A 14017-nucleotide genomic window follows, 5' to 3' on the forward strand; every position below is an offset into this window, starting at 1 on the left:
CGATCATGCAAGACAAGACCAAGACAGTGGCGTCGGCCCTTGCCGCCGCCGCCCGCGACCGCATCCTGATCCTCGACGGCGCCATGGGCACGATGATCCAGGCCTTGAGGCTGGACGAGGCCGGCTATCGCGGCGAGCGGTTCAAGGACTGGCCGCAGGACGTGAAGGGCAACAACGACCTGCTCAGCCTGACGCAGGGCCCGGCGATCCGCGACATCCACATCGCCTATCTGGAGGCCGGTGCCGACATCGTCGAGACCAACACCTTCTCCTCCACCACCATCGCGCAAGCCGACTACGCCATGGAGGAGCTGGCCTATGAGCTCAACCTCGTCGGCGCAAAGCTCGCCCGCGAGGCCTGCGATATTGTCACGGCCCGCGATCCCTCGCGCCCGCGCTTCGTCGCCGGCGCGCTCGGGCCGACCAACCGCACGCTCTCCATCTCGCCGGACGTCAACAATCCGGGCTATCGCGCCGTCAGCTTCGACGAGATGCGGCAAGCCTATGCGCAGGCCGTGCGCGGCCTGATCGACGGCGGCTCGGACATCCTGCTGGTCGAGACCATCTTCGACACGCTGAACGCCAAGGCCGCCCTCTTCGCCATCGACGAGGTGCTGGAGGAAAAGGGCGTCAGCCTGCCGGTGATGATCTCCGGCACGATCACCGACCTGTCCGGCCGCACCCTGTCCGGCCAGACGCCGGAGGCCTTCTGGTACTCGGTGCGCCATTCCAGGCCGTTCTCCATCGGCCTCAACTGCGCGCTCGGCGCCAGGGAAATGCGTGCCCATGTGGCGGAGCTGTCGCGCGTTGCCGACACGCTGGTCTGCGCCTATCCCAATGCCGGCCTGCCGAACGAGTTCGGCGAGTATGACGAGAGCCCCGAGGCGATGGCCGAACTGGTCGGCGAATTCGCGGCGAGCGGCCTCGTCAACATCGTCGGCGGCTGCTGCGGCACCACGCCCGACCACATCCGCGCCGTCGCGCAGGCCGTTGCCGGCCATGCCCCGCGCAAGCCGGCCGAGCCGCCGCGCCGCATGCGCCTGTCGGGCCTCGAGCCCTTCGTGCTGACGCCGGAGATCAACTTCGTCAATGTCGGCGAGCGCACCAACGTCACCGGATCGGCCCGCTTCCGCAAGCTGATCAAGGAGGGCAACCACGCCACCGCGCTGGAAGTCGCCCGCCAGCAGGTGGAGAGCGGCGCCCAGATCATCGACGTCAACATGGACGAGGGCCTGCTCGACTCCAAGGAGGCGATGGTCACCTTCCTGAACCTGATCGCCGCCGAGCCGGACATCGCCCGCGTGCCGGTGATGATCGACAGCTCCAAGTGGGAGGTGATCGAGGCCGGGCTGAAATGCGTCCAGGGCAAGCCGGTGGTGAACTCCATCTCGATGAAGGAAGGCAAGGACGCCTTCATCGCCCAGGCCAAGCTGGTGCGCCGCCACGGCGCCGCGGTCGTCGTCATGGCCTTCGACGAGCAGGGCCAGGCCGACACCCAGGCCCGCAAGACCGAGATCTGCCAGCGCTCCTACGAGATCCTGGTGAACGAGGTCGGCTTCCCGCCCGAGGACATCATCTTCGATCCGAATATCTTCGCCGTCGCCACGGGCATTTCCGAGCACGACAATTACGGCGTCGATTTCATCGAGGCGACCCGCTGGATCCGCCAGAACCTGCCGCATGCCCATGTGTCGGGCGGCGTGTCGAACCTGTCCTTCTCCTTCCGCGGCAACGAGCCCGTGCGCGAGGCGATGCATTCGGTGTTCCTCTACCACGCGATCGCGGCCGGCATGGACATGGGCATCGTCAATGCCGGCCAGCTCGCCGTCTATGACGACGTCGATCCGGAACTGCGCGAGCTCTCCGAGGACGTGGTGCTGAACCGGCGCGCCGATTCCACCGACCGGCTGCTGGAGATCGCCGAGCGCTTCCGCGGCCAGGGCGGCAAGCAGAAGGTGCAGGACCTCGCCTGGCGCGAGCGCGCCGTCGAGGACCGCCTGTCCCACGCGCTGGTCAACGGCATCACCGACTATATCGAGGAAGACGTCGAGGAGGCCCGCGCCAAGGCCGAGCGTCCGCTGCATGTCATCGAAGGGCCCTTGATGGCCGGCATGAACATCGTCGGCGACCTGTTCGGCGCCGGCAAGATGTTCCTGCCGCAGGTGGTGAAGTCGGCCCGCGTGATGAAGCAGGCGGTCGCCTATCTGATGCCCTACATGGAGCAGGAAAAGCTCGAGCAGGGCATCGAGGACATGCCGAGCGCCGGCAAGATCCTGCTCGCCACCGTCAAGGGCGACGTCCACGATATCGGCAAGAACATCGTCGGCGTCGTGCTCCAGTGCAACAATTTCGAGGTGATCGACCTCGGCGTCATGGTGCCGGCGGCGAAGATCCTCGAGACGGCGCGCAAGGAGAAGGTCGACGTGATCGGCCTGTCGGGCCTGATCACCCCGTCGCTGGACGAGATGTGCCACGTGGCGGCCGAGATGGAGCGCGAGGGCTTCGACCTGCCGCTGCTGATCGGCGGCGCGACGACCAGCCTCATCCACACGGCGGTGAAGATCCACCCGAACTATCGCCGCTCGCAGGCCGTCTATGTGACGGACGCCAGCCGCGCGGTCGGCGTGGTCTCGAAGCTTTTGAACAAGACCGAGCGCGACGGCTATGTCGAGGCCCTGCGCGCCGACTATGCCAAGGCGGCGGAGGGGCATTCGCGCTCGCGCGGCCAGTCCCGCCGCACCAGTCTGGAGGAGGCGCGCAAGAACCGCTTCCGCCCGTCCTTCGACAGCTACCGGCCGCAGCGCCCCTCGTTCCTCGGCATCCGCCCGATCGAGGTGCCGCTGGAGGACTTGGTCGAGGTGATCGACTGGACGCCGTTCTTCTCCACCTGGGAGATCAAGGGCAGCTATCCGGCGGTGCTGACCGACAACCGCTACGGGCCGGCCGCCAGGGCGCTCTACGACGATGCCCGCAAGATGCTCGCCGAGATCGTCCGCGACCGCCTGCTGCGACCGAAGGGCGTCGTCGGCTTCTGGCCGGCGGCCGCGCGCGGCGACGACATCGTGCTCTACGAGGACGAGGAGCGGACCGCCGAGCGCGCCATGCTGCACACGCTGCGCCAGCAGATGGCCCGCGCCGAAGGCACCCGCGCCAATGTGGCGATGGCCGACTTCGTCGCCGACGAGGCGAGCGGCATCGCCGACTGGGTCGGCGGCTTCGCGGTGACCTCCGGTCATGGCGAGGAGGAGTTCGTCGCCCGCTACGTCAAGGCGGGCGACGACTACAACAAGATCCTCGCCCAGGCCCTGTGCGACCGGCTCGCCGAAGCCTTCGCGGAGAAGCTGCACCAGATCGTGCGCACCTCGCTATGGGGCTATGCCCCGCAGGAGGAGGCCGGCGTCGAAGACCTGATCGCGGAGAGATACCAGGGCATCCGCCCGGCGCCGGGCTATCCGGCCCAGCCGGACCACACCGAGAAGGGCACGCTGTTCGAGCTGCTTGACGCGACGCGAACCGCCGGGATCGAGCTGACGGAGAGCTATGCCATGTGGCCGGGCTCCTCGGTCTCCGGCCTCTACTTCGCCCATCCCGACAGCCACTATTTCGGCGTCGGGCGCATCGAGCGCGACCAGGTCGAGGACTACGCCTCCCGCAAGGGCTGGGACCTTGCCACCGCCGAGCGCTGGCTTGCCCCGATCCTCAACTACGATCCGCTGAAGCTGGAGGCGGCGGAGTAATCCGCAGCCTTGCAGCACATGCTGTGAAATGACAGCGGGCGGGACCCTGTTCCCGCCCGTTTTCCGTCTTGTCAGGTCTTCGCGCTCGCCGGTCAGGCGACCCGGCCGTGCCACTGGCTGAGCAGCAGGCGCGCCGAGTGCGGCTTGATCTCCCGATAGCGGACCAGGATGCGCGCGCGGTCCTGCGCCCGCAGGCGGTAGCGCCACGGGCCGACGGTCAGCAGCTTCTCGACGGTGGACGGCGCAAGATCGGAGGCCTTGGCGACGATCAGGAACGGATCGGTGTCCGTGCGCATCATCCAGTGCTTGGCCTCTTCGATGCCGATGTCGCCGATGATCGCGAAGGTCGCGACCGCCTCGGGAAACCGGTCTTCCTCGGCAAAGCGCAGCAACGTCGCCTCGTCGAGGCCGGGGCCGCGGGCCAGCGCATAGACCCGGCCGATCGCCGTCTCGAAATCGTAGCGGCCGAGCCAGAACTCGTTGGAGAGCTTCTGCGCGGCGACACGGGCGGCACGCGGGACCTCGCCGCCCTCGGACGTGCCGGCGTCGAACAGGCGTGCGCGCACCCGTTCGCTTGCCAGCGCCGCCAGTGTCGACACCGCCTGCTCGTCGAGATCGTCGCGATCGGCAAGCGCCATCTGCAGGTCCTCGTCGAGACCCGAAGCCGTGATCAGGGCAAGCGCGCCGGCGCTCGACAGGCTGGCGCCGTCATTGCGCGCCACCGTGCGGCGGACGACCAGATTGCCGGTCTCGACCAGCACGTCGGTGACCATTTCCGACAGGATCTCGCGCGCCGCGATCGCCAGCTTGTGGTCATCGCCGCGGGTCATGACGATCTCCACCAGATCGCTGTCGCGCAGCACCGTGGACTTCTCCAGCACCGGGCGGGCGACGGCGATCTCGTCGCCGGCAAGCCGGCGAATGGTCTCCTCCGGCGCCCGCCGCAGCGAGGCGAGGCGACCGGCGATGAAGGCGCGGGCCTGCGTCTCCACCATGTCGGAGAGCCGCACCAGCACCGAATCGTAGACTTCGATCTGCTCGTCCGAACATTTCTCGGAGGTCAGCGAGAACAGCGTCGCGACATTGCACGCAAGTTCGTTGCGCCGCGCCATATTCGGCTCGTTCGCAAGGGCCTCGAAGTTTACGAGCTCGGTATTTGGCATGTTCGACATTGCGATTTCCCCGACCAAGAGACCTGATCCGGCACGGGTAGCACGATTCGAATAAACAAAAGGTCGCCGAGATCCTTTAATTACTTATGTTGTTTTGAGATTGATTTGGATAAAATTTGAATATAATGAAACGCCCCGGAAAGAGCGGAGGGGCTCGACGGAAATACGTGAGCCCGCAAAGCAAAAAGACGACGAGGCCGCGCTGCGGCCTCGTCTGGTTCCGTCGATGGGGTGTTTGCAAGAGGGGCCGGCCAAGAAGAGGGTCGCCAAGAGGGGCCGCCGCAGCGCGCTCGCCATTGGCGGCCCGCTCCGGCATGTGCCCCCCGGACCGTTGCGGCGGGGGGGGCACATGCCGGCGGCGGATCGTCAGGCGGCGCGCACCTTGTGCAGGAAGTTGTCGACCTGCCCTTTCAGCCGCTCGGACTGCTGCGACACTTCGCCCGAGGCCGACAGGACCTGCGCGGCGGCGGCGCCGGTGTCCTCGGCGGCCTGGCTGACCCCGCCAATGTTGCTGGACACTTCCGTGGTGCCGGTGGCGACCTGCTGGATGTTGCGCGCGATCTCCTGGGTGGCGGAACTCTGCTCCTCCACCGCCGAGGCGATCACCGAGCCGATCTCGTTGATCCGGTCGATCACCTTGGAGACGCTGCCGATCGAGGTCACCGCCGTGTTCGTCTCCGCCTGCATGTGGGAGATCTGATCGGCGATCTGCGACGTCGCCCGCGCGGTCTGCTCGGCCAGTTGCTTCACCTCGGAGGCGACCACCGCGAACCCGCGTCCCGCATCGCCCGCCCGCGCCGCCTCGATCGTGGCGTTGAGGGCGAGCAGGTTGGTCTGGTCGGCGATGTCGTTGATCAGGCCGACGACCTCGCCGATGCTCTGGGACGCCGCGGCAAGCGACTGGATCCGATCCGAGGCGGTCTGCGCCTCGGTCACCGCCTGCAGCGAGATCTGGCTGGAGCTGCCGATCTGCTGGGCGATCTCCCGCACCGAGGCGGACAGTTCCTCGACCGCCGAGGCAACCGACTGCACGCTGGCCGCCGCTTCCTCGGACGCCGCGGAGACGGCCGTCGACTGGGCGCTGGTCTCCGCTGCGGTTGAGGCAAGGGTGTGGGCAGCGGTCTGCAGCTCGGTCGAGGTGGAGGCGAGCCCCTGGACGAAGCCGCCGACGGCCCGCTCGAACTCATCGGCGAGATTCTGCATCATCTGCCGCTTCTCGGCCTCGGCGCGCGCCTTCGCCGCCTCCTGCTCGCGCTCCAGCGCGATCTTCTCGATGGCGTTCTCCTTGAACACCTGCACCGCCCGCGCCATCTCGCCGATTTCGTCCTTGCGGCTGCGCGCCGGGATATCGCAATCGACATCGCCGCCGGCAAGGCGCGTCATGGCCCGGGTCATCGCCAGCACCGGATTGGCGATCTGGCCGCCCAGCACAAGCGCCATCGCCGCACCGATCAGCAGGCCGCCGATACCGGCAATCGCGACGCCGAACTCCGCCGCCAGCAGCTCGTCCGCGACCTCGGTCTCGATCTGCTGCTCGGCCGCCGCCGCCCGCTCGCGCAGCATCCTCAGGTCCTTCTGCAGGATGCGGGTCTGCTCCAGCATCTCGCCATGGACCAGTTCATCGATCTTCACCTTGTCTTCCACGGCCTTGGCAAAGCTTGTGCGATAGGTGCCGAGAAGCTCGGTCATCTCCGCATGCAATTCCCGCTCGCGCGGGGTCCGCATGGTGCCGCCGAGGCGCTCGAGTGCCTGCCGGACGGCGTCGAAGTCGCGCTGCGCCGCGTCCAGTCCCTTGCGGTCCTGGTAGCCGAGGGCGATGTTGGAATTGAGCTGCGCGCTGAGGCCGTAGCGGATCGCCGCCTCCACATGGAGCCTCGCCTCCTCGTTGCCGTCGGCCATGGCGATCTTGAGGATCTCGTCGAGATCTTCCATGAACTTCGCCGCGCTCGGCATCATGGTCTTCTCGACCTGCTGGAGATAATCCTCGGTCAGATGCCGCGTTTCCTGGAAATCCTTGGTATAGACCGAGACCGCCTGCTTGGCCTCGTCGAACAGCCCGCGCCAGCTATCGTCGACGATCTTCCTCTCCGCCTCCGCCATCAGCGCGTCGAGCTTGGCGATCTCCTGCGTTGCGACCTCCGCCAGTTCCGCCTTCGAGGAGACGGAATATTCGCGCACCGCTGCGTCGAGGCGCAGGAACTCGGCCTCCACGGCCGCCATGGCGGACGCAGCCTCGACATTGGTCTTATAGGCGCCGATGCGATCGGACGTCCCGAGGAAGGTGATAAAGCTATAGGCCGACACTCCGATCAGGATCGTCAGCACCAGGGCGAACCCGGAGAGTATCTTGTACTGCAGCCGCATGTTCGCGAAAAATCCAAGTCCCATGTCATCACCTCTCGGACGATTGCCTTAACTGCCCGCTCGCAAGACCCGAATACGGCATTCGCGAACAGATCTTTCCCCACTCACCCTGCGGAACAATGTGGTGCAGATCGCACATCCTCGTAGGAGGCGCTAGGTAATTTTCACGGGGTTGAATTAATGAAACTCTAATTCGGCAATGTAACTAATCACATGACCAAAATTTAATCTTTTGTTTTCAACCCTTAGTGCGTAGACGCCGGGACCCTTCTTCTCCTGTCAGGTGGCCGCCCGACGCGACGGAAGGGTCCCAAGCCCGGTCGGTTCGACCGGTGCCGCCCGGGAGGGTCCATCGGCAAGACCGCCCCGCGCCCCGCGCAAATGGTATACCTGTGCGGGCCTTGGACTGAGGAGACAGCCGTGACCGACACGTGCGCAGATGAAATGATGGCACGACCCGGCGAACAGGCCTTCGACCACGACCCGGCGCAGGGGCCGTTCGACGCCGGTCTCGTCTTCATCGGCCATGTGGAAACACCCTGGACGCGGCGCGCCGACTGCCCGCGCAACGGCCGGGGCAGCGACGCGGTCTGCCGCGTCCGGCTGAAGCCGGAATACCGCAGGGGGCTGAAGTCGGTGGCGGACTGCAGCCACCTGATCCTGCTCTACTGGATGCATCAGGCGCGCCGCGACCTTGCCGTGCTCGCGCCCGGCTTCGCCAGCGAGACCCATGGCTGCTTCGCCCTGCGCGCCCCGGTGCGGCCGAACCCGGTGTCGCTCTCGGTGGTGCAATTGCTGGAGATGACCGAAGACGGTTTCCTGGTGCGCGGCCTCGACTGCCTCAACGGCACGCCGCTGATCGACATCAAGCCCTATTTCGCGACCACCGACAGCGTACCGGAGGCGCGGGTAGGCTGGCGCGAGCGCCTGAAAGACGCAGAGGCGGTCAGCCCACCGGGCGACGCCTGAACGACAGCGCCCGCATCCGCACCCACTCCCCTGCCCCGCGGACCAGGCGGGCGGCCGGCCGCTCCACCCCCACGGTCAGCAGCAGCGATACCAGCGCGACCCCGGCAAGGATCACCGCCGCCGAGCCGGCAAGGCCGATGACCGGCACCAGCAGGAAGAAGCCGGCATAGCCGACATGCTGGTGCAGCAGATAGAAGGGATAGGTGGCCCGCCCGGCAACGGTGACCGGACCGGCAGTCAGCCAGGGCGCCTGCAGCCGCGTTGCCAGCGCGAGGACGACGAGCGAGACAGCAACGATGCCGCCGACGGCAAGCGGCGGGAACGGCTCGCCCCGGTAGACCTCGACCAGCCCGCCGGCGAACAGCACCGCGGCGGCAATGGCCTGCACAAACGCCGCAAGCAGCACCAGCCTCGCTCCCGCCTCTCCGCGCTCGCATGCCCGCAGCATCATGCCGAAGGCGAAGAAGCCGGCGAAATCAGTCAGCAGCAGACGGCGCAGGACATCGCTGCCGATCACCGCCTGGTCGAGCGTCGCGACGGCCAGCCAGGCAAGGGCGACAAGCACCTGATGCCGCGACCACAGGCCCACCAGCATCAACAGCCCCACCCAGCCGTAGAACAGGATCTCGGCGACGATGGACCAATAGGCCCCGTCCATGAAGGGCTGGCCGAGAAGCGGTGCCAGCATGGTCAGGTTGGCGAGGTATTGCGGCAGCGACAGGGGAAAGCCGAGCGCCGGCACCGCAAGGGTGACGAGCGCGGTCAGCGTCATCGCCGCCACATAGACCGGCCACAGCCGCGCGACCCGCGCCACCGCGAAGGTGAAGGGGTCGCGCCCCTCCGTCGAGATCGAGATGACATAGCCGGAAATCGCGAAGAAGACCGAGACGCCGAGATAGCCGAACCGCGCCCAGTCTCCCGGATCACCGGGCCCGGCGGCCGGCCCCGCCTCGCCGGTGACCTGCATGCGAAAGCCGTAATGGAACCAGGCGACCGCCGCGACGGCCACCACCCGCATCACGTCGAGACCCGGCCGCCGCGCAGCAGCGCTCATTGCATCCACTCCCCTCGCCTCGGCCCGGAGTATCGCCTTTTCCGGTTAAGGGAGTTGAAATTCCACGGCCCCCTTGATCAGCGTCAATCGCATTGAAGGCCGGCGCCGATAAGCTTATCCAATGACGATGATCACGCTTCGCCAGTTGCGCTATTTCGATGCGCTCGCCCGTCACCTGCATTTCGGCCGAGCCTCGGAGGCCGTCGCCGTGTCACAACCGGCGTTGTCGATGCAGATCCGCGAGTTGGAGGCGATCCTCGGCGTTGCGCTGGTCGAGCGGCGACCGGCCGGCATCCGCCTGACCGCCGAGGGACAGGAGATTGCCCGCCGTGCCCGGCGCATCCTGTCCGAGGCCCGCGACCTTCTCGACTATGGCCGCCATGCCGGCGAGGTGCTGAGCGGGCCGCTTCGGCTCGGCATCATTCCCTCCATCGCCCCCTATCTGCTGCCGCGCATCCTCCCCGCCCTGACCCGCGCGCACCCGCAGGCCGAGTTGCAGCTCCGCGAGACCCTCACCCAGGCGCTGGTCGGCGAATTGCAGCAGGGCGAGTTGGACGTGATCCTCGCCGCCCTGCCGGTTGCGGGGGCGGATCTGGAGACCTGCTCGCTGTTCCAGGACAAGTTCCTGCTCGCCGTGCAGTCGCGGCCTGATCTGGACGAGCGCCGCCGCGTCGACCCGCGCGACGTCGACGGCGCATCGCTGCTGCTGCTGGAGGAAGGCCACTGCCTGCGCGACCAGGCCCTGAACTATTGCGAGGGGTTGCGGCCGGCGGCGCGCACCGGCTTCGGCGCCACCAGCCTGTCGACGGTGATGCAGATGGTTGCCGCCGGCTACGGGGTGACCTTGCTGCCGGAACTGTGCGCCTCGGTGGAGGTGCGCGACGAGCGGGTGGCGCTGCTGCGCTTCCAGGATCCGCAGCCGCAGCGCACCGTCGGCCTGGTCTGGCGGCGCTCCTCGCCGCGCAAGCGCGATTTCGAGGCGCTCGGCGCCTGCATCCTGGCCGCCCTCGGCCCCGCCGGACAGCCGCTGCCGCCGCCCGTGGCCGAAATCTTCGCGCCAGGATCGCATGCCGATGCCTGACCGGTCGGTGAGCGGCGACGGGATGGTGATTGCCGATGGAGTACGGCTGGTGCTCGATCTGCTGGACGGCCAGCACCGCGCCGGCTTCCTCATCGATCCCGCATCGACTGTCTGTGCCTGCAACCGGACCGCGGAGGGACTGGCCCGCAGCGCCCCCGGCCTGCTCGCCGGGTCCGACAAGACCTGCGCCGAGGCCGGCGCACCGCGTCTCGAATTCGCCGACCCGGTCATGCAGCGCGGCCTTGTGCGGGCGCTCGCCGAGCTTGCCCGCGGTGCCGGGCCGCAGGCCTTCGCCGCCTCCACGGCGCAGGCGGACGAGCGCACCGGGCCGCTGCCGGGCGCGCATCCCCCGGCACTTGCCGAGGTACGCCGGGTCGGCGGGGACATGCGGCTGCTGGTGGTGACACTGCTGGACGGGCACATTCCGGCGCTCGAGGGTCGGCTGCGGCTCGTCTTCGGCCTGACGGCGCGCGAGGCGGCGGTGGCGGCCGAACTCGTCTCCGACGCGGGCGAGGAAACCATCGCCATCCGCCTCGGCATCAGTCCCAATACGCTCAGAAGCCACCGCAAGACGATCTATGCGAAGCTCGGCGTCGGCAGCCGCGCCGGCCTCGCCGCCCTGCTCTGCCGGTTGCCATGAGGCAGGCAGGCACGGAGACGGGCGGATGACAGCGGGAGCGGCAAAAGCGGGGGGAACCCGCCGCCAGAAGGAGATGCGCAAGGCCTTGCGGGCGAGCGTGCCGCGCATCCCTTTCGCCGATGCCGAGCCGGTGCTGGCCGGAGCGCTCGCCCCGCATCTGCGGCACCTGCCGCCCTCCGTCGCCGTCTGGCTTGCCCTCGTCGCCCATGTCCGCCATGCCCATAGCGACTATGACGCGCTGCTCGACGAGGGGTACGAGCGCGACGCCGCCCGCTATTTCGCGCTCCCTTCGATCAACGACACGCTGCTCGACTGGGGATCGACGCGCCAGGTTACCGGCGAAGAGGAGGAGATCGGCGAGGACTGAGGCCGAACCCTCAGCGATAGAGCCAGTGCTCGGGGATATGCGCGGTGACCGCCTCGCCGGGCCGGATGACGCCGGGGCGTTCCACATAGGCGACGAGGCCGCGGCGGCGGCGCGCCGTCTTGGGGAACAGCAGGTCGATGCCCTCGCGGTCGGGATAATGCTCGCCGATGGAAGCTCCCGCGATCCGGCAGGGCATGTTGTCGCCGTCGACCCGCAGCACCGCACCGCCGGCGAAGACCAGGCGCGTGCGCGGCGGCACCAGCGACAGGCGCGGCAAGCCCTCCAGAAGGACATTGCCGCCGATCCACTCCGCCTCGATGCGCGGCAGGCCCATGTCGGCAGCGACCTCGGCCAGTTCCTCGGCGGACAGGATCGACACCTGCCGCTCGTTGCACATCTCGGTGCCGCGCGGATACCAGGGCTCGCGCGAGCCCGAGCGGCGGGTGTGACCGACGTGACGTCCGCCGGGAATACCCTCGAAGCCAAGCTTCAGCGCCGCCGTCCAGGTGGTGCGGAAATCCTCCGGGTCCTGGTTGGCGAGCACCTTGACCGTGGTGGCGGCAAGCTTGCGAGCCGGCACGCTCTGCAACTCGTCCATGTGCTCGCGTCCGAACAGATCCGCCATCGCCCACCTTCCTGTCTCGTCCCGCGGGCGGACACCGGCGGGGACCTGAAGGAATACAACGAGTCTTTCCGGCGGGAAAGCCGCAGCCCGCCGGGCCGCCGGGCGCTCAAACCAAAACGGCGGCGCGAGTGCCGCGCCGCCGTCCGGTATCTGTCGGCCGTGTCCGCTGCTTCAGCGCGTCAGCGGCTTGTACTTGATGCGGCGCGGATCGGCCGCATGGGCGCCGAGGCGGCGCACCTTGTCCTTCTCGTAGTCCTCGAAGTTGCCCTCGAACCACTCCACATGGCTGTCGCCCTCGAAGGCGAGCATATGGGTGGCAAGACGGTCGAGGAACATGCGGTCGTGGCTGATGACCACGGCGCAGCCGGCATAGTTCTCCAGCGCGTCCTCCAGCGCCGCCAGCGTCTCGGTGTCGAGATCGTTGGTCGGCTCGTCGAGCAGCAGCACGTTGGCACCCTGCTTCAACACCTTGGCAAGATGCACGCGGTTGCGCTGGCCGCCGGACAGGTTGCCGACCTTCGCCTGCTGGGCCGGGCCCTTGAAGTTGAAGGACGAGCAATAGGCGCGCGAATTGATCTCCTTGCCGTCGAGATAGATGATCTCGTTGCCGCCGGAGATTTCCTCCCACACCGTCTTGTTCGGGTCGAGCGTGTCGCGCGACTGGTCGACATAGCCGAGATGCACGCTGTCGCCGATGGTGACGGTGCCCGAATCCGGCTTTTCCTGTCCGGTCAGCAGCTTGAACAGGGTCGACTTGCCGGCGCCGTTCGGGCCGATGACGCCGACGATGCCGCCGCGCGGCAGCTTGAACGTCAGGTCCTCGATCAGCAGGCGGTCGCCGAAGCCCTTGGAGACGTTCTCCAGGTCGATGACATTGTTGCCGAGCCGCTCGCCGACCGGAATGAGGATCTGGTCGATGGTCGGCAGACGCTCCTCCTGCTTGGCGAGCAGGTCCTCATAGGCGCGGATACGCGCCTTGGACTTGGTCTGCCGGCCCTTCGGCGACATGCCCATCCACTCGCGCTCGCGGGCGATGGCGCGGGAGCGGGCCATGTCCTCGCGGCCCTCCTGCTCCATGCGCTTGGTCTTCTTCTCCAGATAGACCGAATAGTTGCCCTCGTAGGGAATGCCCTGGCCGCGGTCGAGCTCCAGGATCCAGCCCGTGACATTGTCGAGGAAGTAGCGGTCGTGGGTGATGATCAGCACCGAGCCCTTGAACTCGCGCAGGTGCCGCTCCAGCCAGTGCACCGTCTCGGCGTCCAGGTGGTTGGTCGGCTCGTCGAGCAGCAGGAGGTCCGGCTCCGACAGCAGCAACTGGCACAGCGCGACGCGGCGCCGCTCGCCGCCCGACAGGTTGTCGACCGGAGCGTCGGACGGCGGACAGCGCAGGGCCTCCATCGCCATCTCGACCTTGCTCTCCAGGTTCCACAGGTCCTCGGCGTCGATGATGTCCTGGAGCTGGGCCCCCTCTTCCGCCGTCTCGTCGGAATAGTTCATCATCAGTTCGTTGTAGCGGTCGACGATCGCCTGCTTGTGGGCGACGCCCAGCATGACGTTTTCAAGGACCGTCTTGGTCGGGTCGAGCTGCGGCTCCTGCGGCAGGTAGCCGATGCGTGCGCCCTCCGCCGCCCAGGCCTCGCCGGTATACTCCTTGTCGAGGCCGGCCATGATCTTGAGGAGCGTCGACTTGCCCGCGCCGTTCGGGCCGAGGATGCCGATCTTGGCGTCCGGGTAGAAGGACAGGTGGATGTTGTCGAGGACCTTCTTGCCGTTATAGGCCTTCGACAAACCATGCATGTGATAGATGAACTGGCGCGCCATAGGTGCTTGCCGCTCCATTCTGGACATGAGGGGAAACTGGCCGCTTCTTAGTCGATGGCGGCCTTCGGGGCAAGGGAAACTCCCGTGGCGCGCGCCCTCGCCGTGCCGTACCGGCAGGCGCGCCGCTCCCCGCGTTTACGTCTCGTTCACCCTCTCGCCCCATGCTGGCGGCGGGCTGGGTGCTCAG

General features: G+C 67.5%; 10 protein-coding genes. 5 read left to right on the forward strand and 5 right to left on the reverse strand.

The genetic code is table 11. The annotated features are described in order from the left end of the window. The first annotated feature begins 5 nt into the window (after nucleotides 1–5). Nucleotides 6–3737: a methionine synthase gene (gene metH / locus P2PM1_RS05995; protein WP_186398499.1), complete on the forward strand. Its 3732-nt coding sequence runs from the start codon at nucleotides 6–8 to the stop codon at nucleotides 3735–3737. A 92-nt stretch (nucleotides 3738–3829) separates the two neighbouring features. Here the strand turns inward: metH and P2PM1_RS06000 are convergent, their stop codons facing one another. Together P2PM1_RS06000 and P2PM1_RS06005 are read right to left on the reverse strand one after the other, a co-directional pair. Beyond that, nucleotides 3830–4909, reverse strand: a complete 1080-nt coding sequence (locus P2PM1_RS06000; RefSeq protein WP_186387312.1) for a DUF2336 domain-containing protein — start codon at nucleotides 4907–4909, stop codon at nucleotides 3830–3832. A 366-nt stretch (nucleotides 4910–5275) separates the two neighbouring features. Continuing rightward, a complete protein-coding gene (locus P2PM1_RS06005; protein WP_186398500.1) occupies nucleotides 5276–7297 on the reverse strand; it encodes a methyl-accepting chemotaxis protein in 2022 nt (673 codons plus the stop codon). A 396-nt stretch (nucleotides 7298–7693) separates the two neighbouring features. Here P2PM1_RS06005 and tsaA point away from each other — a divergent pair, with 396 nt between their 5' ends. Further along, nucleotides 7694–8242: a tRNA (N6-threonylcarbamoyladenosine(37)-N6)-methyltransferase TrmO gene (tsaA, locus tag P2PM1_RS06010; RefSeq protein WP_371636431.1), complete on the forward strand. Its 549-nt coding sequence runs from the start codon at nucleotides 7694–7696 to the stop codon at nucleotides 8240–8242. Here tsaA and P2PM1_RS06015 read toward each other — a convergent pair. Then, nucleotides 8220–9296 carry an acyltransferase gene (locus P2PM1_RS06015; protein ID WP_186398501.1) on the reverse strand — a complete coding sequence of 359 codons (1077 nt, stop codon included), beginning with the start codon at nucleotides 9294–9296 and terminating at the stop codon, nucleotides 8220–8222. The two genes, tsaA and P2PM1_RS06015, sit on opposite strands and share 23 nt — an antisense overlap. A 121-nt stretch (nucleotides 9297–9417) precedes the next feature. Between P2PM1_RS06015 and P2PM1_RS06020 the strand changes: the two genes are divergently transcribed. The 3 genes from P2PM1_RS06020 to P2PM1_RS06030 are packed head-to-tail and all read left to right on the forward strand — an operon-like array spanning nucleotide 9418 to nucleotide 11384. Continuing rightward, nucleotides 9418–10377: a hydrogen peroxide-inducible genes activator gene (locus P2PM1_RS06020; protein ID WP_371636433.1), complete on the forward strand. Its 960-nt coding sequence runs from the start codon at nucleotides 9418–9420 to the stop codon at nucleotides 10375–10377. Further along, nucleotides 10370–11017, forward strand: a complete 648-nt coding sequence (locus P2PM1_RS06025) for a helix-turn-helix transcriptional regulator (RefSeq protein ID WP_186398502.1) — start codon at nucleotides 10370–10372, stop codon at nucleotides 11015–11017. Before P2PM1_RS06020 ends, P2PM1_RS06025 begins: the two co-directional genes overlap by 8 nt. 25 nt (nucleotides 11018–11042) lie before the next feature. Next, the gene (locus tag P2PM1_RS06030; protein WP_186398503.1) at nucleotides 11043–11384 is read left to right on the forward strand and encodes a DUF2293 domain-containing protein; all 342 of its coding nucleotides are present in this window, start codon (nucleotides 11043–11045) and stop codon (nucleotides 11382–11384) included. A gap of 10 nt (nucleotides 11385–11394) precedes the next feature. Here the strand turns inward: P2PM1_RS06030 and P2PM1_RS06035 are convergent, their stop codons facing one another. Both P2PM1_RS06035 and ettA read right to left on the reverse strand, forming a co-directional pair. Further along, entirely contained in the window at nucleotides 11395–12009 is a 615-nt protein-coding gene (locus tag P2PM1_RS06035) for an MOSC domain-containing protein (RefSeq protein WP_186387307.1), read from the reverse strand. A 171-nt stretch (nucleotides 12010–12180) separates the two neighbouring features. Beyond that, complete coding sequence (gene ettA, locus P2PM1_RS06040; protein ID WP_186397056.1) at nucleotides 12181–13830, reverse strand: energy-dependent translational throttle protein EttA; 1650 nt, start codon at nucleotides 13828–13830, stop codon at nucleotides 12181–12183. Nucleotides 13831–14017 lie beyond the last annotated feature (187 nt).

The sequence above is a fragment of the Stappia sp. P2PMeth1 genome, from assembly GCF_900185735.1.
Classification (GTDB): domain Bacteria; phylum Pseudomonadota; class Alphaproteobacteria; order Rhizobiales; family Stappiaceae; genus Stappia.

Bases quoted from the DNA above. Each gene is read 5' to 3' on its own strand.
- metH (WP_186398499.1), top strand. From the start codon at position 6: ATGCAAGACAAGACCAAGACAGTGGCGTCGGCCCTTGCCGCCGCCGCC.
- P2PM1_RS06000 (WP_186387312.1), bottom strand. From the start codon at position 4,909: ATGTCGAACATGCCAAATACCGAGCTCGTAAACTTCGAGGCCCTTGCG.
- P2PM1_RS06005 (WP_186398500.1), bottom strand. From the start codon at position 7,297: ATGGGACTTGGATTTTTCGCGAACATGCGGCTGCAGTACAAGATACTC.
- P2PM1_RS06015 (WP_186398501.1), bottom strand. From the start codon at position 9,296: ATGAGCGCTGCTGCGCGGCGGCCGGGTCTCGACGTGATGCGGGTGGTG.
- P2PM1_RS06020 (WP_371636433.1), top strand. From the start codon at position 9,418: ATGACGATGATCACGCTTCGCCAGTTGCGCTATTTCGATGCGCTCGCC.
- P2PM1_RS06025 (WP_186398502.1), top strand. From the start codon at position 10,370: ATGCCTGACCGGTCGGTGAGCGGCGACGGGATGGTGATTGCCGATGGA.
- P2PM1_RS06030 (WP_186398503.1), top strand. From the start codon at position 11,043: ATGACAGCGGGAGCGGCAAAAGCGGGGGGAACCCGCCGCCAGAAGGAG.
- P2PM1_RS06035 (WP_186387307.1), bottom strand. From the start codon at position 12,009: ATGGCGGATCTGTTCGGACGCGAGCACATGGACGAGTTGCAGAGCGTG.
- ettA (WP_186397056.1), bottom strand. From the start codon at position 13,830: ATGGCGCGCCAGTTCATCTATCACATGCATGGTTTGTCGAAGGCCTAT.